This is a genomic window from Priestia sp. TRM10 (assembly GCF_057808375.1).
Window position 1 is genome coordinate 138,851 of sequence record NZ_JBJZOT010000009.1, and the last position, 21,654, is coordinate 160,504.

Below are 21,654 nucleotides of genomic sequence, written 5' to 3' on the forward strand. Positions count from 1 at the left end.
TTCTCCTAACTCCTACATTATTATTTATCTTTAAGACGGGAAAATGATGGCTTCTTTCAGTTTAATTTCAAAATACTCCGAAGCATTGTTGTAGGATATATCCTGGACAATTTGCCCTAGCCATTCTAAATCATATGGATATTCGCCATTCTCAACCCATTCACCTAAAATATTGCATAAGATTCGTCTAAAATACTCATGACGACTGTATGATAAAAAGCTACGTGAGTCCGTTAACATTCCAATAAATCTAGATAATACCCCTACATTGCCAAGTGTTTTCATTTGGGCAACCATACCATCTATATGGTCATTAAACCACCAAGCAGAACCAAATTGAACTTTTGAAGGTGTTCCCCCTCTTTGGAAATTCCCTGCTATTGTTGCTAATAATTCATTATCCTTTGGATTTAATCCATATAAAACTGTTTTAGGAAGTTGTTGAACTTTATCTAATTCGTCAAGCAACTGGCATAAAGGGATAGCAATAGGGTCATCTTTCATAGAGTCACAACCTATGTTTGAACCAATATTATAGAATAGATGAGAATTAGCATTTCTTAAAGCACCAATATGATATTGCATAACCCATTTTCTCCGACTATAAGACTTTCCAAGCCTTACTAGCAATTGCGCTAGAAACTGATAGATTTCCTTTAATGAAAGAGATTCCCCATTTAACCTCTTTTCCACAATCGCATCTAATTCTTGTAGGGTGGCTTTCTCAAAAACAACTGTCTCTAAACTATGATCAGCTAATTTACAGCCCATGTTCTGAAAATAATCCAGCCTATTCTCTAAGGCATCTATCAGTTCTGTAAAATTGGTTATGCGAATTCCTGCTACATCTCCTAAATCTCTGACATAATCTGTCCAAGATTCATGTTGAATAGACATAACTTGATCTGGTCGAAACGATGGTAAAACAGTTGTAGAAAAGTCCCTATCCTCTTTCAATAGCTTATGATAATGTAAATCATCCATTGGATCGTCTGTCGTTCCGATGAATGTTACGTTTGAGCGTTTAATTAACGCCCTTGCTGAGAAATTTTGCTCCTTTAGTTTCTCATTACATATATTCCAAATATCTTTTGCAGTAGTTCTTTTTAGAATAGTTTCTACATTAAAATATTGTCTTAATTCCATATGTGTCCAATGATAAAGTGGATTTCCTATTAATTTCTCAACCGTTTCAGCCCACTTTTCAAATTTTTCATATCCGCTAGCCTCTCCAGTAATATAATATTCGTCTACACCATTTGCCCTCATTGCACGCCATTTATAATGGTCTCCCTCTAACCATAATTCTGTCATATCTTTATAAGTTCTATTTTCATAAATTTCGCGTGGATCTAAATGACAATGGTAATCATAGATTGGCATTTTAGAAGCATAATCGTGGAAGAGTCTTTTAGCTGTTTCAGTTTGAAGTAAAAAGTCTTTATTCATAAATGGTTTCATTTGTTTCATCACTCCTATTCAAAAGCTTTTGTATAAAAGAATTCATTTTTTGTATCCTTCATTTGCAGTCTTATATCTTTATAAATGGGAAGTACTCATAAAGAATCTTTATCTTCCAATTAACCTATTAGTGTTCCATAACTTTAGTTATATGCCCTACTATCAAATGAATTTCTTTACTAGTTATAATCACCCTTATTTGTCTATTCGCAAATGAAAATGAATAAAGCGCTTCTAAATCAAAGAGCATTTTTTCAAAGAAATCAAGGAATATTAGGTGTTTTGAACATGTATGTTTTCAAAAATGCCCTTCTTTAACGATACATTGGCATCCCATGCGCCTTGTAAATACATAGCGCCTAAAGCCCGGTCATATAAACCGTATCCAGGTCTACATACTTCGTCCCAAATATGTCTTCCATGATCAGGACGAGCATAACCTTTGAAATCATGTTCAAATAACGTATTGACGATTCCTGTAATGGGTAGAGATCCATCTTCGTTTCGATGAGAAGATTCAATGAAACTACCATCTTCAAAATGTTTTACATTGCGGATATGAGCGAAAGGAATCCTGCTAATAAAGGATCTTAAAATATCAATTAAATCATTGTTAGGGTTTGCCCCTAAAGAACCAGAGCAAAATGTTAACCCATTTGAAGGACTATTGACGGCATTTAGAATTGCTTCAATATCATTTTTATTCTTTACAATACGGGGTAAACCAAAGATTGAGAACGGTGGATCATCCGGATGAATAGCTAATTGAATCCCACATTGTTCAGCAATCGGGCAAACTTCTTCTAAAAAGTAAGTTAGATTATTTAATAAATGTGCTTCTGTTATGCTTTTATATTGATTAAAAAGATTTTGTAAATCTTTTAATCTTTCAGGCTCCCAACCAGGAAGAGTAAAATTATTTGAATTCTCTTCCATATTTTTCACGACTTGTTCAGGTGTAAGAGCATGGACTTTTTCAGCATCGAAAAATAGAGCTGTACTGCCATCTTCCATTTCTTTAAATAAATCCGTACGTAGCCAGTCAAATACAGGCATAAAATTATAGCATACAACTTTGATGCCAAATTTGCTCAAATTTTTCAATGTTTCTTTATATGCCTCTATATATTGATCTCTTGAAGGTAGTCCAAGTTTTATGTCTTCATGCACATTAACACTTTCAACAACATCGGTATTTAACCCGTATTTTTTAGCTTGGTTCACTACTTCTTCTATTCGTTGAACAGACCAAACCTCTCCTACTGGTACATCATGAAGTGCCCATACAACTCCCTTCATTCCAGGAATTTGACGAATCTTAGCTAATGTAATAGAATCATTTCCTTCCCCATACCATCGAAATGTCATTTGCATAGTATCTATCTCCTCTCCATTATTTAAATTCAGCGTATAAATATACTAATTCATCTCTTTAAATAAAATGTTTTAACTAACAGTCCCCCTTTCTTTATTCCTGAATCAACTTTTAAAAATAACTCTAACATACTAATATGGTAGCATAGCTATTATTATATTTTATTTTCCGAATATTTCAACTTAATTAAATTTCCTAATAAAAAATTGTATTAATTCAAGTCTTTTTGATTAAAATCTGACTTTCTAAAATTGGTGGATGGGTGCTGATACCCCACATTATTATTTCCCCAAAGATTTTCATATTCCCATCCTGTTAACGCTTTCAACGTCATGCGTGTTTGTTCATCAGCTTGGTCCATTGTTCCATTGGCTTTTAATCGATTAATTTCCGCAAGCATAATAGAGTGAGTCTTCTTAGATAGTTTGAATCTAAAAGCCACAATTAAACTAATGATAATAAGTCCAATTGTTCCAAAAAATAAAATACTCGTAATCCCATTTACTGCTGTTGTTGATTGGGTCGTTGCATTTGCATTAAATCCAGTCTCTTGCAAAATAACCCCTACTAAGAAAGTTGCGAATGCTGTAGTACTTTTACGTGTAAAGGTCATAATACCTGCAAATATGCCTTCTCTTCTTCTTTGCGTTACCATTTCATCTACATCAGGAATAAACGTGTAAATATTCCATGGGATATAATAAAGGCCACTCTTCCCAATTCCTAACACAGTAGAAAGAATGTACAAGGCAATAATCATATAAGTTGGCTGTGTAAAATATAAAAATATGTAACCACTTATACTTATCATAATCGCAAGATAAGATATTTTCAGTGATGGGGCTGGTCCAATTTTAATAACAAGCCATCCAAACAATAATGTACATACCATTTGAAGGAGCGATCCAATAGATAATAAGTCAGATGCTAATACAGCATCTTTGTTCAACGAAAAGACGATAAAATAGACAAAAACTGCATTTAAAATATCCATTGCTGTAAAGGAGCAAATGTACATTGTGAGATGTTGACGAAAACTTTTAATTCTTAAAGTAGATGATAAATCAATGATGAATTTTTTTGTAGTTTCCATAAGAGGCAATTTTTCGGTTGCAGAAGGTTTTGTAATATCGTCTTCTATATTACGTTCCCATGTTGTTCTATGTGTGATTAACAGCGAAGCCATAAAGATAAACGTAAAAATAATCCCATTATAAAGAAAAGCTTGTGGTGAGTCCTTCCCAAATATTTCAAATAATCGACCAGGAATAAAAGTAGCTAAAAATGTCCCTAATCCTGAATAGATTAATCTGATAGTTGAAAGCTTTGTACGTTCATTAAAGTCATCTGTCATTTCAGCCCCAAGAGTTTCAAATGGAATTAACACCATTGCTGCCAAGAACTCTAACAAAATGTATACTACCAGGTAATACCAATAGCTCATATCAGAAATCCAAAGTAGAGAATAAATAACCATTAAAGGAGCTCCAAGTAATAGAAAAAATCTACGTCTTCCAAACTTCTTTCCAAGTTTTGTACGCCCAAAATTATCAGTGATATGACCCATAAGTGGACTTGCAATGGCATCAACAATACGGGCGATGGCAATAATTGACCCTGCTTCAACAGGAGTAAGACCACAAAAGGTAATATAAAAATATAACATCCATGCTCCAATAATTGCGAAGGCTCCACCTCCAAATAAGTCCATTGTTCCATAACCCATAAAATTCTTCATTGTTAATTTCCTATTTGCAGACTTCATTCTTTCTCTCCTCTCAAATATGTTCTAAGAGATTACTTTTTAAATAGTATAAGAATAGTATTTTTTGGTTGCTCATGCTCAACTCCTTTCCTCCTTTATTTATAAGTCATAGGCAGCTTGAAAAGAAAAGGACTGAAATTACACTAACTCTAATTAATAGTTATACTTATTATGAAACCTGATAGTTAAAGTCATCTTCCACCACCTCCTTTTTCGTACTAAAATCGTCTTTTTTAATATGAAAAGATAAGCCTATTGTTTATTACAATAAACCGTTCTTTTGAATGCGTTTTCATTTTAGTTTTTACTGTTCATAAAAATATCTATAAATCTACTCCCTTTCTAGGAGGAATTTCATAAATAATGTTTTATTCATAGATTAACAAGCTGAAAGTAAAGATTAATAGATAAGGAGCCCATGTAATAGAAATCCCTATTATATGGGCCAATATTTCAAGTTAGGGGAACATGAGCTAATACAAGTTCAGTTTTTATTTAAAATAATGTGGATGCTCTTTCTTTAACAATTCTCTGTCTATAATAACAAGTTTTAAATGCTCTTCCATTAGTTGTTCCGCTTCTTGTACATCTTGGTTTTGTATCGCTTTAAAAATACTTTCATGTTGAAGCAAAATACCATCCCAGTTATAATCTGTTACTAGTCTTAACATACGGCTTCTATTAAAATGAACATTCATCTGTTGGATAATTAACCATGTTTTTTCTTTGTTACATCCAGCAAAGATTGTTCTATGAAATTCCTCATCTAACTCAAACATTTTTTTATAGTCTTTTTCTTTAATACATATTCTTTGCATATTTAAATTCATTTCTAAGGCAATCATCGTATCTTTAGGAAGACACTCACAGGCTAACTTAATAATAGCCTTTTCAAGATGTTCCCTCATAAATCTTGCTTCTTCTACAAGATCTAAATCAATTAAAGAAACAAAGGTCCCCCGTTGAGGATAGATGTCTAGCAGCCCTTCTTGTGACAATTTTAAAAAGCTCTCTCTTACTGGTGTACGACTAACTTGAAATTGCTCTGAAATCTCTTTTTCAGAAATATTGGTTCCAGGAGCAAGTTTAAGACTTAATATTTGATCTTTTAACATATGGTAAACTTGTTCTCGAGTCGAAATACTTTGATTTTTTAAATTCATATTTATCATCTATACTCCTTTCACTAACATACTACCATACAAGTCCACTAAAGCAACATATATTTTTTACTTTTCTGTTTTTTCACTCTATTAAAATCTCGAGATGTTTAGAATTCCTAAAAAGATTTTTACGATAAAGATTACCATATCTCAAAAATAAAAAACTAAAAAAGTATTTAAAATTCAGAATATTTATATTATAATACGGTTTGTACTACCATACTAGTATAGTTATAAACTATCAAAGTACCTTTTAGAAACTGAGTTAATAATTTTTTGAAAGCGCTATCTGTACCTTTGTTTTAGAAAACTATTTTCTTACAGAAAGGAAAGATTCATATGACGAACATTGCCATTATAGGAACTGGCTCTATTTCAAAATCACATATTGAAGCTTATCTCGAAATGCCTGAAATTTGTACAATTGTAGCTATGTCTGATATTTATCCTGAAAAGGCTGGAAGTTTGGCCAAGAAATATAATTTAGAAGTCAAAGTTGTTGCTGACTACAAAGAGTTACTACATGATTCTAATATTGATGCGGTGTCTATTTGTACCCCTCCTTATATGCATGCGGCTATTGCTATTGATTTTCTTAAAGCAGGAAAACATGTTTTAGTAGAAAAACCTATGGCCTCTTCCTTACAAGAATGTGATGAAATGATAAAAGCAGCTATTGAGAGTCAGAAACTTTTATCGGTGGTTGCTCAAAATAGGTTCTTAACGCCCATTATGAGATTAAAACATGTACTTGATCAAAAAATGATTGGAAAAGTTGCTCATGCTCAAGTTGATTCGTTATGGTGGCGCGGCCATAGTTACTACGACTTATGGTGGAGAGGCACGTGGGAAAAAGAAGGTGGAGGTTGCACACTAAATCATGCAGTACATCATATTGACATGTTGCAATGGATGTTAGGATTGCCAACTGATATTTTTGCCGTAACTAGCAATGCTCTACATGATAATGCAGAAGTTGAAGACTTATCTGTTGCTGTACTTCGTTATGACAATGGCAGTTTAGCGCAAGTAACAAGCTCTGTTGTTCATCACGGAGAAGAACAGCAACTTATTTTCCAAGGTGAAAAAGCAAGAATATCTGTTCCTTGGAAAGTAACAGCTCAAATATCTAAAGAAAATGGATTTCCTCAAGAAAAAAATGACGAAAATTTAGAAAATCAAATTCACGAAGCTTTTGATCAATATCCAGAGCTACAATTTGAAGGCCATACTGGACAAATAAACAATTTCTTAATGGCTATTAATAAAGGTGACAAGCTTTTAATTGATGGAACAGAAGGAAGAAAGACGCTTGAACTTATTACAGCTATCTATAAATCAGCAAACTTAGGAGTAAATGTAAAGCTCCCTCTTTTATCAGACGATCCTTTTTATACACGTAAAGGAATGCTAGCCAATGTTAAACACTTTTATGAGAAAAAAAGCAGTGTAGAAAATTTCTCAGATGATACGATAACAGTCGGAAGAGATTATAAAAAGGGATAAATATAATCATTTAATGTCATGTATCTAAACCTTATCTCAAACTCTAAAATGTTTTTAAGGAGGAAGAATGATGAAAAAAAGCGATGGAATGAATTATGCTCCTAAAGGAAAAAGTGCTCCTGTTGTTACAGATGGACAATTTATCATTGCAGCTATCGGTCTTGATCATGGACATATCTACGGGATGTGTAATGGATTAATTGAAGCTGGTGCTACATTAAAATGGGTATATGACAAAGATTCAAAAAAGGTAGCAGATTTTTGTAAAACTTATCCTCAAGTACAGCCAGCTCAAAGTGAAAAAGAAATTCTTGAAGATCCTGATGTAAAACTTGTAGCAGGCGCAACGATTACATCTAAGCGTTGTGATTTAGGATTACGTGTATTAGATCATGGTAAACACTATTTTACTGATAAATCCCCGTTTACAACATTAGAACAATTAGAGTTAGCACGTAAGAAAACCGCTGAAACGGGACTTAAATGGGCGGTTTATTATAGTGAACGGTTACATGTAGAAAGTGCAGTGTTTGCTGGGCAATTGATTGAACAAGGAGCCATTGGGAAAGTAGTCCAAGTTCTTGGAACTGGTCCACATCGTAGTAATGTAGAAAGCAGACCAAACTGGTTTTTTGAGAGAGAATATTATGGTGGAATCCTATGTGATATTGGTAGCCATCAAATTGAGCAGTTTCTCTTCTATTCAGATGCAAAAGATGCAAAAGTCGTACATAGCAAAATTGGCAATTACAAGCATCAACAGTATCCTGAATTTGAAGACTTCGGCGATGCAACTTTAATCGCTGATAATGGGGCTACAAATTATTTCAGAGTAGACTGGCTTACTCCTGATGGACTTAAAACTTGGGGAGATGGACGTACAACTATCCTTGGAACAGATGGATATATTGAAATTCGCAAATATATTGATATAGCTAGAGACGAAGATGGAGATCACTTATACCTAGTGAACCATGATACAGAGCAACATTTTTCTTTAAATGGAAAAGTAGGCTTTCCTTACTTTGGTGAACTCATATTAGATTGTTTAAATGATACGGAAAATGCTATGACTCAAGAACATACCTTTAAAGCTGCCGAACTGTGCTTAATTGCACAACGAGACGCCATCTATGTAAATGATAAATTTACAGTAAATAGAGTTTAAAAATTAAGAGTTATTTTAAACTCTGATGCAAAAACTTCGAAACAACTACTTAAATCAAATATTCTGGTTCGTCTTTGTTCAAACATCCTGACTTTCTCTTGAAGCTACATGTTTTAAATTCCTTTGGACATACTGTTTATGTATCTTTTATATCAATGACAGTATATAACAAGGAGGAAGAAATATGCTAAATGAAAATCAGTCTGTACAGAAGAAAATGGAAAGCTTGTGGAACACAACTTGCGGAACGTGGGGAAACTGCAATGAAACTACTGTTCAATCCTTTTTATCGGAGTGTGAACAACATAGCATTGATCCTCAATTTTGCATGAATTGGATTCAGCAGAACAAAGACAAAATTCCGAACTGGTCCGCTGTTTCGGATACAACACGAGATTGGGTCAATGAACATACTTCTACTGGTTCTCCTATTTCTATGTCAAATCAAAATGATGATTAAATAAAGAAGAGAGTCTTAAGGCTCTCTTTTTTATTTAAGAAAATGAAAAATATGGGCTGTTATCTCTTTTGGGAAGACAATCAATAGCAATTGGTTATTCATTAATTTGATAATAACCGCAAATAACAGTCCCAACTGCTTTGGCTGCTACTAAAAGGGCATCTTCATCAATATCAAATTTCGGATGGTGATTGAAATAAGGTTTTTCTACGTCTTTAGGTGTACAGCAAATATAAAAGAAACAAGCTGGAAACTTTTTTGCATAATGGGCAAAGTCTTCTGATGGCGATAATTTAGGAAACTCTTTTACTTCTTTAATATCTTTATCATTTGTATTTTTCAAAGCAGTTTCCACCATCTTGGTTAGTTCTGGATTATTATATAGCGGTGGATAGTCAGGCGTATAAGTTAACTCACATGTTACATTAAATTCCGCTTCTATTCCTTTTGCAATACGACGAATTTCTTTTTCAATTAATTCCCACGTTTCTTCAGTCATGCCCCTGACATCACCTTCAAGTTCCACCTTATCTTTAATCACGTTGAATGTACCTTTGCCATCAAAAGAACCGATCGTGACAACACCCATGTCAAACGGATTTAATCGTCGACTAATAACAGTTTGAACAGCTGTGACAAAATGTGCACCAGCTACAATAGCATCATTTGCTAGATGGGGAGAAGAACCGTGCCCTCCTATCCCTTGTACTTTTAATTTAAAGTATGCTCGCCCAGGAAAAACGTATCCACTATTATATCCAACTATCCCTGCAGGCCCAAGAGGTAGTAAATGAACACCAAAAATATGATCTAAATCATCAATTAAACCTGACTCAATCATACCAATTGCCCCACCAGGCGGTTCTTCCTCAGCTGGTTGATGAATAATTTTGATTGTTCCTGGGATCTCATCTTTTAGCTGGATTAAACAATCAGCAAGAATCATTAAATATGCGGTATGCCCATCATGTGCACAGGCATGCATAACCCCCGGATTCTTTGACTTGAATGGTACATCCGTTTCTTCTTGAATAGGAAGAGCATCAAAATCCGCCCGTAAGCCAATCTTTTTTCCTTCTTTCTCTCCTTTAATCGTTACAATAATGCCATATCCTCCACCTACATTTGTTTGTATCTCGACGTTCTTGCCTTTATAAAACTCTACAATATACTGACTAGTTTTCTTCTCCTGAAATGATAGTTCCGGATTTTCATGGAGGTACCGTCGGATGTTAATCATCTCATCTTTGCGATTTTCTAACATCTTCATCAATGTTTCTTTCATCTTAGTGCCCCTCTCTACTAAATCTTTTAATTATTGAGGTTTCTCCTTCTCTGCTTTATTAATTTTTTCGTAATCACGACGTGAACAAACTGACTATGAATACTACTATTCCAAAGATTGCATTTACAATGGTGCCGAATAATAATAACTTCTATACTGTTAATTTTTCACACAAAAATAAGAGGAATTTTTATTTATTCTTTCGAAAATGTCCCACACTCTATAAAAGTAAGAAGAATCTTTCATATAACCATTGAAGAAACATTTAGGTGTAAAGGTAACTTTTACAATCTAGGGTAAAATGCTATCCTATACATAAACCATACTGAAAAGGTGAAAAATACAAAAATATTTGGAAAGAGGTGGATAATAAATGAATGATTTTAAAAATAAGTACAATAAAAACTATATTAATGGAGAGTGGATTGATGGAGATGCGGAACGTACAGAAGATATTATGAATCCATATGATCATTCGGTCATAACCTCTGTTAAATTAGCCTCATTACAACAAGTAAAGGATTCATTTAAAATCGCTGAAGCAAGACAAAAAGACTGGGCACATTCACCTGTCAATGATAGAAAAATGATATTCCGTAAGACAGCTGAATTCCTTCAGAATAATCGTGAGGATATTATTCAGATTATCAGTCAAGAAACAGGAGGAACCCTACTTAAATCAGAATTAGAATTGAATCTTTCTATTGATGTACTAAAAGAAACGTTTAAATATATGGATGCTGTTGATGAAATAATAGACATCCCTTCGACAATCGAAGGAAAAAGAAATAGAGTTTATCGTCAACCACTTGGCGTCGTGTCATCAATTTCCCCCTTTAACTTTCCAATGAATTTATCACTGCGTTCTATTGTTCCAGCTATTGCGCTTGGAAATACAGTTGTTCATAAAGCAGATTTACAAGTTGGATTAACAGGGGGTTCTATTATTGCACGAGCCTTCGATTATGCTGGATTACCGAAGGGCGTATTTCAGTCTATCCTTACGACTCCTGATGAAATCAAGGACGAAATGTTAGAAAATCCAGTGATACAACTAATTGCTTTTACAGGTTCTACTGGATTTGGAAAACATATAGGGAAAGTAGCTGGAGAAAATCTCAAACGTGTTGCATTAGAGCTTGGTGGAAATAACCCCTTTATCGTTCTTCAAGATGCAGATATTAATAAGGCTGTTGATGCAGCTATTTTTGGGAAGTTTATGCATCAAGGACAAATTTGCATGTGTATTAATCGACTTATCGTACATAAAGATTTATATGAAGACTTTGCGAATAAATTTATGGAAAGAGCTTCAAAGCTACCGTACGGAGATCAAACAAAGCGGGATACAGTAATTGGTCCGCTGATTAATGAAAAACAAATAGAAAAAGTCCTTGAATTAATTGAAAAAGCTGAGAAAAGTGGCAACAAACTAGGGCTAAGAGGTAAACGGATAGGAAACGTGTTAACCCCATTTGTATTTGTTGATGTAAATAATTCTGATGAAATTGCTCAGTCAGAATTATTTTCTCCAGTAGTTTCAATTATCAAAGCTGAATCCGATGATCATGCAATTGAATTAGCTAATGACACTATCTATGGCCTAAGTTCTGCTATATTTACTTCCGATTTAAAAAAAGGCGAAGAATATGGATTGAAAATTGACAGTGGGATGACCCATATAAATGATCAAACTGTAAATGATGCATCTAATATACCGTTTGGTGGTAATAAGCAAAGTGGTCTGGGAAGGTTTGGAAACCCATGGATAATTGATGAATTTACAAAGTTAAAATGGATCTCTATCCAAGATAAATATCGAGAATTTCCGTTTTAATCGGATGAAGAATAGTCTTCATTTCTTCCCTTCTTATTGTTTAGTCATACGCAAAAATAAAACTCATGGAACCAGTAAAGGTTCCATGAGTTCTCGTCATTAATAGATAAATATTAATGAGTTGTATTATTATTTGGCATGTTTTGCTGTCCTTGAGCAGGTGCATATGCATTTAACATTTGTTGCATATCTTGTTGCGCAAGTTGTGGTACTTGATAATAATGATGTTTGTTTTGATAAAGAGAAAGCTCATATGCCATTTCAATACTATTTGGGATAGAATCTGCAAGCACACGGCGCACAACTGGATTAGTTGTTTCAAGAGCTGCTGTTGTTTTCATTGTTGCACATGACTTTACAGAGCCAAGCATACAGCTTGAAACACATTCATCTGTAATTTCATTTACGGATTGTAATGGCTTCTTAGGTTGAGATGGCTTAAGACCATATACAAAGTCATTACCTTGCTTCATCTTATAACTCTGCGTTGGCTTTGAAGGATCTTGGCCACTTTTAAAACATTCTACTGTTGTATTGTACTCATCTTGAATAAATTGATATTGGCGTTCCAAAATATCTTTTAATTCAGGATCTTGTACATGTTGACGTAACAACGTATAAGAATTTAGAGTACCAATTGTTCCTGATAATACTTCTTGCACATCAAATACTTCATGTCCACCATGATTCATATGTTGCGGAATATTCCCCGTGTGCATGTTTTGATGTGTTTGACCTTGTTGATTTTGCATCATTTAAAACTCCTCCTTTTGGAACCATATTTTCGCAGTTAGTATAAAACAACAAACAAAAATTATTCCTTACAAAAATAATGGTATAGGTAAGATGATTTTTTTAGTTTTAAATGATACATACTATTTTATAACTGAGGGAAAAGAAAATACCTTGTGGTTAGAAAAGAGTCAGCCCCTTATAAAAGAGAAGCCTGCTTTTCTATCTTCCTCTTTCCCCTTATTTTTCAGATATAGTCTTCTATGTTTCTTCAAGGAAAGCCATCATAAAAATCCGTAAACAAACCTGTTTACGGATTTTTATGATTTACTTCTTGAAAAGTATAGTTAAAGACTTTCTCTATTTTTATTAGGGGATGATTTTTCTCACCATTGTTTAAATGGTGGTTAATGAATAACATCTGGCTTAATAACTGGATTAGAGTCATAAAGTGAAACATACATTTCGTTTCGCTCATTAACAGAAGCTAAGAAAATACGATTTATATCTTTAATCCCCTTCTTTTCCAATTCTTTATTTAACCATTCTTCTGTCAAATGGAGGTCTGTTAGTACCTTTCTATATACTTTCCCTTCAATCACAACAGGATAAGCAATTCCATCAATACTTTTTTCAATACCTAAATCATTTACCGTTACAACATCGTTAGCAGGATGTTTATAAACCGTTAACTTCCCGTTTGATTCAATAATACCAAGATGAACATGTGTTATATCAAAAACTCCGTTTTCTCTTAACATTTGCAAGATATTGTCAAGTGAATAGCGTATCTTTTTTATATTAGTTCTTGATATTTGACCATCTTTAATGACAACCGTTGGGTCAAATGTAATAAGTTTTCCAAATCTTCGAAATGAGATGGCCGACTTTGCGATAATACGTTGAAGAAAAGCAATTAAAACAATAGCTATAGCTGTATGAATATGTTCAACATTCGGATCTGCAATATCCGCTCCAACAACAGATCCTAATACAAGAACAACAAGAAAATCAAAAACAGGAAGTTCTCCAATTGCCCTTCTTCCCATTACAAGCGTTACAACTAAAAGTAAAGGGATAATTGTGACTATTCGTCCAAAGATAAGCATTAGCTCTTTTAAAAGTTCCATTTCCCCTCCTGCCTTTTCTGTATAAATATATATTTACTTTTTCCGTAAAGAAAAGGAAACATGTATCATACGTTCTAGAATTTAATAAGTGTGATGTTTAAGCATGTCCTCTATTTGATTCATTATTGGATCATAGAGATTTAGTCGTTCTTTTTCATACCATTTATATATTCTAGCTAGACTTTTTCTAAACGGTTTTGCAGAGCATACATCCTATATTCTTTTAGTTTTACACTGTCTAAAAAAAGCGTAATATTTCTGAATGGCAAAATAAAATTCTCTTTTTAAGAAAAAGTAAAAGAAAAGGACGAGAACAATGAGAATAAGAATTGGCTTTTTTAGACTTTCTTTTAACCGTTTACACAAAAGAGGAGTTGGGAAAGTGGTATATAGTAACTTTTTTAGAAAGGAATGATAAAATGGGCAAAGCATCGTTAAACTATGTCAAACGAAATGTATTTTCAGGTATTCTTGTTGGAATGGGTTTTGCTGCTTTTATTGATGAAGTTGTTTTTCATCAGCTTTTACAGTGGCATCATTTTTATGACGGTTCAACAACTAAAATTGGCATCATATCTGACGGTTTCTTTCACGCCTTCAGCTGGTTTGCCACAATTGGAGGTTTGTTTCTATTTGCCGACTTACGCCGCCGAAATGCTCTGAAGTTTAAAAAGTGGCACGGTAGCTTTTGGCTTGGGACAGGAGGATTTCAGCTTTACGATGGACTTATTCAGCATAAGCTTATGGGCCTTCATCAAATCCGCTATGTTGATACCTTATGGATATATGATACTATTTGGAATGGGTTAGCCCTTCTGATGATTATAGCTGGAATTGTATTACTACAAATAAGCAAAAAGAAACAAGGACGTCATTCTTATGAATAATATGCATCATCATATAGTTAGAGCAGATTTCATCTTAGCTGCTCCATTTCTTATCGCTTTGTTCCTTTATCTTTTTTCTGTATTTCATTCTAATTCTCGCTATAAAACATGGCCTTTTTCTAGAGTAGTTTTGTTTGCTTTAGGTATTCTTTGTGCGGTAGGCTCTGTTAGCGGTCCAATTGCGGAGGGAGCTCATTCTAATTTTGCTCTACATATGGTTGGACATTTGCTGCTTGGCATGCTCTCACCGCTGTTGATTTCTTTATCTTTTCCAATAACGCTTTTGCTGCGTACGCTTCCTAAGAAACAAGCTAGAATGCTTTCTGCCTTTTTAAAAAGCAGATTTTCACGTTTTTTTACTCATCCTGTTGTTGCAACATTGTTAAATGTTGGCGGACTTTGGTTGCTTTATACTACAAATTTGTACAGTATGATGCATGAACATGTTTTATTGCATATTTTCATTCATGCTCACGTGTTTATAGCAGGCTATCTTTTTACAATTTCTATGATTTATTTTGATCCTATGTCACATCGCTTTTCTTATCTGTACAGAACGATTGTCCTTATTTTTGCACTAGCAGGTCATGGAATTTTATCTAAATACATTTATGCACAACCGCCTAATGGAGTACCCGTTCATGAAGCTGAACTTGGCGGCATGATAATGTACTACGGGGGAGATATCATCGACGCACTGCTTATTTTTCTTCTTTGCTTACAATGGTTTAACTCTACAAAACCGCGAAAAAGTCCTGAAGCATATTATGCTTAATTCACTCACCTTAAACAACATTGAGATAGAATAGATAAGCAAAGAAAAAAAGCAGGAGATTTATATTTTAAACGTTAACAACACTACCTAGATGATTGTTCCGCTTGTATGCTGCAAAATAGGTTTTGTTATTGCTTTTTTGTTAAAACCTAAGGATGAAGAATCTACATTCTTCATCCTTTTTTCTCTTTCTTTTATGTTGTTCATTCGCAAGTCTACATGTCTCTCACCTATGGAGAAAGAATATTAAGCAACTTATTTCAAACAGGCGGATCCTTTTTCCTTACACCACCAAATAAATTCCTCATAGTCACAAATCGCCTTCCATTAAAACAAGTGAGACATATCATGCCTCACCTATTCTAATACTCCACTTGTAAAGATCGTTGTTTTTGTATTTTTTGGCGCCACAAGTACAGGCCACCAAAAAGGACCGCCTCGCCAGCCGTTTTCTTCTTTTCCATTTTGACGAAGTAAAATCAACACAGGTGTATCAATAGCAATGCGTTTTGCAAGCATTAGCTCACTTTCTTCATTTGCAGCTGTATCTGGTGCATCTTCATAGCGATAATTGCTTCTTATCCGGCTCATGTTACGATTTTCTCTTACAATACATAATACGTTGCCACTGCATTTAGAGTTCAAATTTTTAGAAAGGTACGTGAGACTCGAAAGAAAAGCTGCATCATCCCAACTTTCTCCTTCTTTCTCATCATGCGTTAATTTAATTTTTCGGATCACTTTTACAGCTTCTGCGAGAGGAAACAAAAAGAGCTTTCCCTCTTCTCTTTTTCTCCTTTCTATGATTTGATCAATCTCTTTTACATGTTTTACAATAGTTGATTTATAACCTGTTTGAAATCCAACAGGCAACAGGCGCTTTAATGGTTTTAGCGCTACAGTTTTAGACAGTAAGATTTTGTTTGGATTGCAAGGAACAAGCTTTTCATCTTCATCACGTCTTATAAATACAACACCTCTTTCATGGCTCTTCTTTTCAAAAGATTCCCGTAGTGATGTATCAAATTCGTGAATTTTTTTCATCACCTGATAAATTTCAAGCGTTGTATAAAAGCGAGTGACAGCTAAATCTTTCTTTAATCTGTAACCAAACATTCGAGAGTGCTGTAAAACGGTATCCTGCTGAAATGTTCTTGGATTTCGTCCATAATAAAAACCAATTAAATTTTGTACGGTAATTCCGCGATCTAAAATTTGTCCGCCAATAAAAATATTAAGAGGTGCTCGAAGTTTCAGCTGTCCTTTATCATCTAAAAGCTCTGATATTTCTTTTTCTGAATTTACTTTTGTCACAAGTACATAATCGTTTTGTAAGTAAAAACATGTTTCATACTGAACATCTTGAAGCATTGGAATTTCTCCTTTTATTCTTTCTAATGATTTTTTTAAGTTAGCATAAATAGGCTTAATGAGTTTATAAAGAACCAGAGGCTGTTCAACTGTCATTTGTTGAAGCTTTCGTTTCATCTCAACCACAATCGTTTCTTGCCATTCGTGCGCTGCTTTTGCTTGCTCAGTATGGACGATAAAGCTGTATTTCATCTCTCTTTTTCTCATTTGCCGCTGCTGTAGCCTTCTGATAATTCCACCAACGATAAATTGAAGGAGCGCTGTGCGAAGCGATTCAATCCTTTTACTTGTTAACGCTTCTTCTAGTTTGAACCGCCTTCTATCTGGTTTCTTTAAAATCGCAAGCTCATGCGATGGAATCGCTTCATAGAGATAAGAAGCAAGCGATTGTTTCCTTGTGCTCTCTTCGAAATAATACTCTCCTCCAATATAGCCGTCAGATACAGGAACAAGCTCTGTGAATGAAGGCTTCACAGGTTGAAACTCCTGAATAGAGCCATCGATTTTCAAATGTTCAGGCTGAAGGTAAAGAGAATATGGTGTTGCTGTCACTTGTAAAAAGGAAATATTGTCAACTTTCTTCCGGAACTGATCAATCTCCCCTGCGATAACTCTTATTTCATGAGCTTCTTTTTTTGTTTTCAAGAAACCGACACTAGCAAAATCTGCTTCATCATCAATTAAAAGAATCTTTCGGTTCTGAAGAAGCGGGTATTGTTCAAAAAAAGCTTTATGAAGCCTTTTTAAATTGTGAATTTCTTTCTTCACAACAAAAACGAGCTTTTGGTTTAGTTCATATTGAATGAGATTGTCTGGAAGATTCATAATGTCATAAATTTGTATTTTATCATGAGCCTGAAACGAAGAAAATTCTTCTTTCAAACGTTCGTACGTTTGCCTTGTAAGAGCTTTTGTACCTTTTGTAAGAACAATTGCAATATCATAATTGTTATCAAAAGCTAATCCTGTAATTCCAATAAACGTTTTCGTTTTTCCGCTTTGGATTTTCCCAAGCAGCATCCCTGGCTTATTTGCCGTTGTCTTTTTATTTTTCAATCCTTTGAGCGTATTAAAAATGCACTTCTCTGTTTCCGGGGAATAATCATTCTTCTTCAACAGTCCTTTATAGAATAGACCCCGAATAAGCTGTTCATTCATGCTGAATCCTTTTCTCCTCTTTCATCATAGTCTTTGCTCATTGTATCACAACATCCCCTTTTTCACGTTGCACAATCTATGCCATAATAAATAAGAGAAGGCTTCATTACATATAAAGGGAGGAACATTATGTTTACGGACTATCATACACATACGAACCATTCATTTGACTCAAAAGCGATCATGATGGAAACATGTCAAAAAGCGCTTGAGAACGAAGTAGAACAAATTTGCTTCACCGAACACTTCACTCTAAACCCGAACATTCCAACTTATGGACATATGAAATGGGAGAAGTACAGTGAAGACATTCAAACGTGTCAAGAAGCTTTTAAAAATCAGCCTCTTCACATCTTAAAAGGAATAGAACTTTGTGAACCACATAAGTATACAGAAGAATATAAACAGCTGTTTCAAACAGAGCACGTTGATTTTATTCTTGGTTCTGTTCACAATATTAAAGATATCGGCCTTCGCAAAACGTTAGCAAAATACTCACGGCTAGAAGCGTATGACCTTTATTTTAAAGAAATGCTCTTACTTATCGAAAAAGCGGACATTGACTGTTTAGCTCATTTTGATCTTATTAAGCGCTATTCAAAAGAACCGTTTAGTAAGGACGACTTCGAAAAATTCGAGCCTCTTATAAGGAAGATACTTTCTAAAGCCATTGAACGAGGTATTGGAATTGAAATTAATACTTCAACAGTAGAAGCATTACAAGAACCAATGCCTTCACACTATATTTTGTCTTTATATAGAGAGCTCGGCGGACGCATTTTAACCATTGGTTCGGATTCTCACTATTCAGAGCATATTGGTCGAGGCATTAAAGAAGCGTATGCTCTTGCCAAAGAGTGTGGATTTACAGAAGTGAGTGTTTTTGAAAACCGACGTGCAACATTTGTTTCTATTTAAAAAAGCAGGCTTTCCTTGGCGGAAGCCTGCTTTTTTATAAATCATTTTCTTTAAAACGCTTCTTTTAAAGATTCTGCTCCTTCTTTCAACGCTTCTCTTGCTTCTGGAACAAATTCAATAAAGTTGGCAAAGCCGTGGATTAAATCATCATAATTTTTATAAAAAACAGGAACTTCGTTTTCTCTTAGCTTTTCTGCGTAAAGCGCGCCAGAATCACGAAGCGGATCATATTGAGCAGTAAGGATTGTTGCCGGAGGAAGGTTTGCTAAATCTTCTGCAAGTACAGGGGATGCATACGGATGCTTCCAATCTTCTTGTTTATTTACATAATGTTCTCCAAACCATTCCATGAGCTCACGGGTGAGAAAATAACCTTCGCTGTTTTCTTTCATGGAGGGAAGCTCATAATCACGACCTGTTGATGGATACAGTAAAAACTGATGAATAATGCTTGGTCCTTCTTTCTCTTTAGCGATAATGCTTGTAACTGCAGCTAAATTTCCTCCTGCGCTGTCACCTCCAACAGCAATTCGATTAGCATCAATATCAAATTCCTCCCCATGATCGCTAATATATACAAGAGCGTCATATGCATCGTGAACACCAGCAGGAAATTTATGTTCAGGGGCTAATCGGTAGTCTACCGAAATGACCGTACATTGCGCCATATTTACAATTGCTCTGCACACGCCATCATGACTATCAATATTTCCTAACACCCAACCTCCCCCATGGTAGTAAACAAGAGCAGGGAACTTTCCATTGCCTTCTGGCTTGTAGACTCTCACTCGAATATCTCGATCTTTTAATGGAATCATCTTATCTTCTACTGCTCCTACTCGTTCAACAGTTGTCGGAGCTTGTTTCATTTGTTCTTGAAGCGCTCTATATTCTTTAGGAGTAATCGTTTTCAAATCTAGTTTTGGCATACTATTCAGCTGATCAAGCATCATTTTAACTTTAGGATTTAAAGACAACCAAAAAACCACCTTTCTTACATCATTTGCTACCTTTAGTATACCCCTCTTTTATAGATAGTTCAGCTTTAAAGCTTATCTCGATAGGCTAAAAAGAGCTATCAGTCTCGATAGCTCTTTTTCTTCTATGCTCGTCCAACAACTGCGATTGTTTTTTCTTCGATTACATGACCTTCAATTGCTCTATAAAATTCATTAAGATAATAGCCGTCTTTTAAATCAAGCTCTGTGTCTAGCGCATATACAACAAGTGTATAGTCATGATCTTTATCAGGAGGTGTTGGGCCCCCGTACTGTTGGGTAATTTTTGAATCTTTATGGCCGGCTACTGGAGAAGCATAGCTTGTGTTCCCTTGAACAAATGGAAACGGCTTTTCATCACTCGCATTTTCCGGAAGCTCTTTGACCTCTGCTGGAATATTCGCTACAAGCCAATGAATCCATGCGAAATTACAAACTGGTACTGAATCATAATCAATAAGAGTCAACGCTAAACTTTTAGCATTTTCAGGCACATTTTCAAATGAAATTGGGAAAGAAACGTATGGAACACCATCTCTTAAATATTCTTCTGAAGCTTGCTTTCCATACTTGTCTGCTAAAGAGCCATTTTCCGTCGCTACGTGAACTTTCATCATAAATCATCCCTCATCTCTATTTAATACCCAATTTTGGATATATCTATGATAACTTATCTTTATAAATTTGCGCAATTTTTAGATACTTTTATTTTACTTTGTTAGTTTATATGTAATGTAGTATCCTTACTCTCTTCAAGCTGTCCAACATATAATCTGACAAATTTATAGTTTGTATTTTCGTCTACATTGCTTATATCTGCCTCTCCCTCTTGCAGTTTGTAAGCATTCCAGACCAAGGACCTGTTATTATTTACTGCTCTGAAGCTTCTAATATTCCATCATAAGGGAGCGTTCCGTACTTCGTTATAACCCTATTATCCTTTAAATAAAATGTCACCTTATCAAAGGCAGTTGTTTCACTCGCTTTTAATGTTAACTTATCTTTATCCCTTGTAACCTTAACACTTGTATTTTTTCCTTTTACCATTTTCATATTGCTCTGTGAATCTAGTCATATTTTATACTCATCTTCTAAAACCCTTCACAACTATAGGTTAACAAAAAACTCTCTAAATAAGGAAAAAGAATTAATCCAAACTAGTTCTTTAGTCTCTAAATTTAGAAACTAAAAGAGAATCCATGTTCAACTGTTTTTCTTCTTTACTTTTTTACTATAATAGAGAGAAAGAGAGAAATATGGTATTCTACTTTTATTCTCTCACTTTAAAAAGGAGTTTTTTAACATGAATTCAAAAGAGATGGAACAAAAAATTATTCAAAATTATCAAAAAGACGAAGAAATGATGATTCTTGTTTTTGCACAATGGTGCGTTAACCATGATTTAGATCCTTTTGAGCTATATATACGCGCATACCCTAACCAAAAGGAGAATGCTGCATTAAAACACGCGCTTTCTCTTACTGTACCAAAGGATGAAGCAGGTGAAGTTGGGGATAGCACGCTTTTAGGTGTTTTATCCCTATTTGGAAATGATGATTTAGCATTTGTGGTAACTGAAGAAATGAAAAAAATGAAAGAGAAAAACTAATGAACCTTTTTTTCCTCCTCTACATATAGTGACCACAACGATGTAGAAGGAGGCTT

19 protein-coding genes are annotated in these 21,654 nt (G+C 34.5%); 8 read left to right on the forward strand and 11 right to left on the reverse strand.

What is annotated here, in order from left to right; all coding sequences use genetic code 11:
- Window positions 1-30: 30 nt before the first annotated feature.
- The 4 genes from uxaC to ACK3CR_RS07635 form a co-directional block, all read right to left on the reverse strand.
- Window positions 31-1,461 (reverse strand): glucuronate isomerase, encoded by a 1,431-nt coding sequence (gene uxaC / locus ACK3CR_RS07620; protein WP_243519814.1) that lies wholly within the window; start codon window positions 1,459-1,461, stop codon window positions 31-33.
- Window positions 1,462-1,734: 273 nt separating this feature from the next.
- Window positions 1,735-2,835 carry a mannonate dehydratase gene (uxuA, locus tag ACK3CR_RS07625; RefSeq protein ID WP_243519812.1) on the reverse strand — a complete coding sequence of 367 codons (1,101 nt, stop codon included), beginning with the start codon at window positions 2,833-2,835 and terminating at the stop codon, window positions 1,735-1,737.
- A gap of 212 nt (window positions 2,836-3,047) precedes the next feature.
- Window positions 3,048-4,601 (reverse strand): MFS transporter, encoded by a 1,554-nt coding sequence (locus ACK3CR_RS07630; protein WP_243519810.1) that lies wholly within the window; start codon window positions 4,599-4,601, stop codon window positions 3,048-3,050.
- A 491-nt stretch (window positions 4,602-5,092) separates the two neighbouring features.
- Window positions 5,093-5,764 (reverse strand): GntR family transcriptional regulator, encoded by a 672-nt coding sequence (locus tag ACK3CR_RS07635; protein WP_268586600.1) that lies wholly within the window; start codon window positions 5,762-5,764, stop codon window positions 5,093-5,095.
- Window positions 5,765-6,103: 339 nt separating this feature from the next.
- Here ACK3CR_RS07635 and ACK3CR_RS07640 point away from each other — a divergent pair, with 339 nt between their 5' ends.
- The 3 genes from ACK3CR_RS07640 to ACK3CR_RS07650 all read left to right on the forward strand — a co-directional run bounded on the left by ACK3CR_RS07640 (window position 6,104) and on the right by ACK3CR_RS07650 (window position 8,898).
- Window positions 6,104-7,270 (forward strand): Gfo/Idh/MocA family protein, encoded by a 1,167-nt coding sequence (locus tag ACK3CR_RS07640; RefSeq protein WP_488975194.1) that lies wholly within the window; start codon window positions 6,104-6,106, stop codon window positions 7,268-7,270.
- Window positions 7,271-7,340: 70 nt separating this feature from the next.
- Window positions 7,341-8,438, forward strand: a complete 1,098-nt coding sequence (locus tag ACK3CR_RS07645; protein WP_488975214.1) for a Gfo/Idh/MocA family protein — start codon at window positions 7,341-7,343, stop codon at window positions 8,436-8,438.
- A gap of 184 nt (window positions 8,439-8,622) precedes the next feature.
- Window positions 8,623-8,898, forward strand: a complete 276-nt coding sequence (locus tag ACK3CR_RS07650) for a hypothetical protein (RefSeq protein ID WP_243519802.1) — start codon at window positions 8,623-8,625, stop codon at window positions 8,896-8,898.
- A 94-nt stretch (window positions 8,899-8,992) separates the two neighbouring features.
- Here the strand turns inward: ACK3CR_RS07650 and ACK3CR_RS07655 are convergent, their stop codons facing one another.
- Window positions 8,993-10,183 carry an amidohydrolase gene (locus ACK3CR_RS07655; RefSeq protein ID WP_488975195.1) on the reverse strand — a complete coding sequence of 397 codons (1,191 nt, stop codon included), beginning with the start codon at window positions 10,181-10,183 and terminating at the stop codon, window positions 8,993-8,995.
- Between the two features lie 373 nt (window positions 10,184-10,556).
- On the opposite strand from ACK3CR_RS07655, the gene ACK3CR_RS07660 reads away from it, so the two are divergent.
- Window positions 10,557-12,020 carry an aldehyde dehydrogenase family protein gene (locus tag ACK3CR_RS07660; protein ID WP_243519799.1) on the forward strand — a complete coding sequence of 488 codons (1,464 nt, stop codon included), beginning with the start codon at window positions 10,557-10,559 and terminating at the stop codon, window positions 12,018-12,020.
- 113 nt (window positions 12,021-12,133) lie between these two features.
- Here the strand turns inward: ACK3CR_RS07660 and ACK3CR_RS07665 are convergent, their stop codons facing one another.
- Window positions 12,134-12,772: a spore coat protein gene (locus tag ACK3CR_RS07665; protein WP_243520799.1), complete on the reverse strand. Its 639-nt coding sequence runs from the start codon at window positions 12,770-12,772 to the stop codon at window positions 12,134-12,136.
- 387 nt (window positions 12,773-13,159) lie between these two features.
- On the reverse strand, window positions 13,160-13,882 hold the full coding sequence (locus ACK3CR_RS07670; RefSeq protein WP_488975196.1) for a DUF421 domain-containing protein: 723 nt from the start codon (window positions 13,880-13,882) through the stop codon (window positions 13,160-13,162).
- 419 nt (window positions 13,883-14,301) lie between these two features.
- On the opposite strand from ACK3CR_RS07670, the gene ACK3CR_RS07675 reads away from it, so the two are divergent.
- Together ACK3CR_RS07675 and ACK3CR_RS07680 are read left to right on the forward strand one after the other, a co-directional pair.
- Window positions 14,302-14,769 (forward strand): DUF2243 domain-containing protein, encoded by a 468-nt coding sequence (locus ACK3CR_RS07675; RefSeq protein ID WP_243519795.1) that lies wholly within the window; start codon window positions 14,302-14,304, stop codon window positions 14,767-14,769.
- Complete coding sequence (locus ACK3CR_RS07680) at window positions 14,762-15,544, forward strand: cytochrome c oxidase assembly protein (RefSeq protein ID WP_488975197.1); 783 nt, start codon at window positions 14,762-14,764, stop codon at window positions 15,542-15,544. The genes ACK3CR_RS07675 and ACK3CR_RS07680 overlap by 8 nt, the downstream gene beginning before the upstream one ends.
- Before the next feature lie 357 nt (window positions 15,545-15,901).
- Here the strand turns inward: ACK3CR_RS07680 and ACK3CR_RS07685 are convergent, their stop codons facing one another.
- On the reverse strand, window positions 15,902-18,073 hold the full coding sequence (locus ACK3CR_RS07685) for a Z1 domain-containing protein (RefSeq protein ID WP_488975198.1): 2,172 nt from the start codon (window positions 18,071-18,073) through the stop codon (window positions 15,902-15,904).
- Window positions 18,074-18,202: 129 nt separating this feature from the next.
- On the opposite strand from ACK3CR_RS07685, the gene ACK3CR_RS07690 reads away from it, so the two are divergent.
- Window positions 18,203-18,991, forward strand: coding sequence for a histidinol-phosphatase HisJ family protein (locus ACK3CR_RS07690; RefSeq protein ID WP_430238128.1), 789 nt, complete (start codon window positions 18,203-18,205; stop codon window positions 18,989-18,991).
- A 50-nt stretch (window positions 18,992-19,041) separates the two neighbouring features.
- Here the strand turns inward: ACK3CR_RS07690 and ACK3CR_RS07695 are convergent, their stop codons facing one another.
- The 3 genes from ACK3CR_RS07695 to ACK3CR_RS07705 all read right to left on the reverse strand — a co-directional run bounded on the left by ACK3CR_RS07695 (window position 19,042) and on the right by ACK3CR_RS07705 (window position 21,036).
- On the reverse strand, window positions 19,042-19,968 hold the full coding sequence (locus tag ACK3CR_RS07695) for an alpha/beta hydrolase (protein WP_430238126.1): 927 nt from the start codon (window positions 19,966-19,968) through the stop codon (window positions 19,042-19,044).
- Window positions 19,969-20,093: 125 nt separating this feature from the next.
- On the reverse strand, window positions 20,094-20,606 hold the full coding sequence (locus ACK3CR_RS07700) for a YbhB/YbcL family Raf kinase inhibitor-like protein (RefSeq protein WP_488975199.1): 513 nt from the start codon (window positions 20,604-20,606) through the stop codon (window positions 20,094-20,096).
- Window positions 20,607-20,859: 253 nt separating this feature from the next.
- Window positions 20,860-21,036, reverse strand: a complete 177-nt coding sequence (locus ACK3CR_RS07705; RefSeq protein WP_488975200.1) for a hypothetical protein — start codon at window positions 21,034-21,036, stop codon at window positions 20,860-20,862.
- A gap of 256 nt (window positions 21,037-21,292) precedes the next feature.
- Here ACK3CR_RS07705 and ACK3CR_RS07710 point away from each other — a divergent pair, with 256 nt between their 5' ends.
- Complete coding sequence (locus ACK3CR_RS07710) at window positions 21,293-21,598, forward strand: hypothetical protein (RefSeq protein WP_243519780.1); 306 nt, start codon at window positions 21,293-21,295, stop codon at window positions 21,596-21,598.
- The last annotated feature ends 56 nt before the right edge of the window (window positions 21,599-21,654 follow it).

Coding starts and splice junctions, on each gene's coding strand:
- uxaC (WP_243519814.1), bottom strand. CDS start 1,461: ATGAAACCATTTATGAATAAAGACTTTTTACTTCAAACTGAAACAGCT.
- uxuA (WP_243519812.1), bottom strand. CDS start 2,835: ATGCAAATGACATTTCGATGGTATGGGGAAGGAAATGATTCTATTACA.
- ACK3CR_RS07630 (WP_243519810.1), bottom strand. CDS start 4,601: ATGAAGTCTGCAAATAGGAAATTAACAATGAAGAATTTTATGGGTTAT.
- ACK3CR_RS07635 (WP_268586600.1), bottom strand. CDS start 5,764: ATGAATTTAAAAAATCAAAGTATTTCGACTCGAGAACAAGTTTACCAT.
- ACK3CR_RS07640 (WP_488975194.1), top strand. CDS start 6,104: ATGACGAACATTGCCATTATAGGAACTGGCTCTATTTCAAAATCACAT.
- ACK3CR_RS07645 (WP_488975214.1), top strand. CDS start 7,341: ATGAAAAAAAGCGATGGAATGAATTATGCTCCTAAAGGAAAAAGTGCT.
- ACK3CR_RS07650 (WP_243519802.1), top strand. CDS start 8,623: ATGCTAAATGAAAATCAGTCTGTACAGAAGAAAATGGAAAGCTTGTGG.
- ACK3CR_RS07655 (WP_488975195.1), bottom strand. CDS start 10,183: ATGAAAGAAACATTGATGAAGATGTTAGAAAATCGCAAAGATGAGATG.
- ACK3CR_RS07660 (WP_243519799.1), top strand. CDS start 10,557: ATGAATGATTTTAAAAATAAGTACAATAAAAACTATATTAATGGAGAG.
- ACK3CR_RS07665 (WP_243520799.1), bottom strand. CDS start 12,772: ATGCAAAATCAACAAGGTCAAACACATCAAAACATGCACACGGGGAAT.
- ACK3CR_RS07670 (WP_488975196.1), bottom strand. CDS start 13,882: ATGGAACTTTTAAAAGAGCTAATGCTTATCTTTGGACGAATAGTCACA.
- ACK3CR_RS07675 (WP_243519795.1), top strand. CDS start 14,302: ATGGGCAAAGCATCGTTAAACTATGTCAAACGAAATGTATTTTCAGGT.
- ACK3CR_RS07680 (WP_488975197.1), top strand. CDS start 14,762: ATGAATAATATGCATCATCATATAGTTAGAGCAGATTTCATCTTAGCT.
- ACK3CR_RS07685 (WP_488975198.1), bottom strand. CDS start 18,073: ATGAATGAACAGCTTATTCGGGGTCTATTCTATAAAGGACTGTTGAAG.
- ACK3CR_RS07690 (WP_430238128.1), top strand. CDS start 18,203: ATGTTTACGGACTATCATACACATACGAACCATTCATTTGACTCAAAA.
- ACK3CR_RS07700 (WP_488975199.1), bottom strand. CDS start 20,606: ATGATGAAAGTTCACGTAGCGACGGAAAATGGCTCTTTAGCAGACAAG.
- ACK3CR_RS07705 (WP_488975200.1), bottom strand. CDS start 21,036: ATGGTAAAAGGAAAAAATACAAGTGTTAAGGTTACAAGGGATAAAGAT.
- ACK3CR_RS07710 (WP_243519780.1), top strand. CDS start 21,293: ATGAATTCAAAAGAGATGGAACAAAAAATTATTCAAAATTATCAAAAA.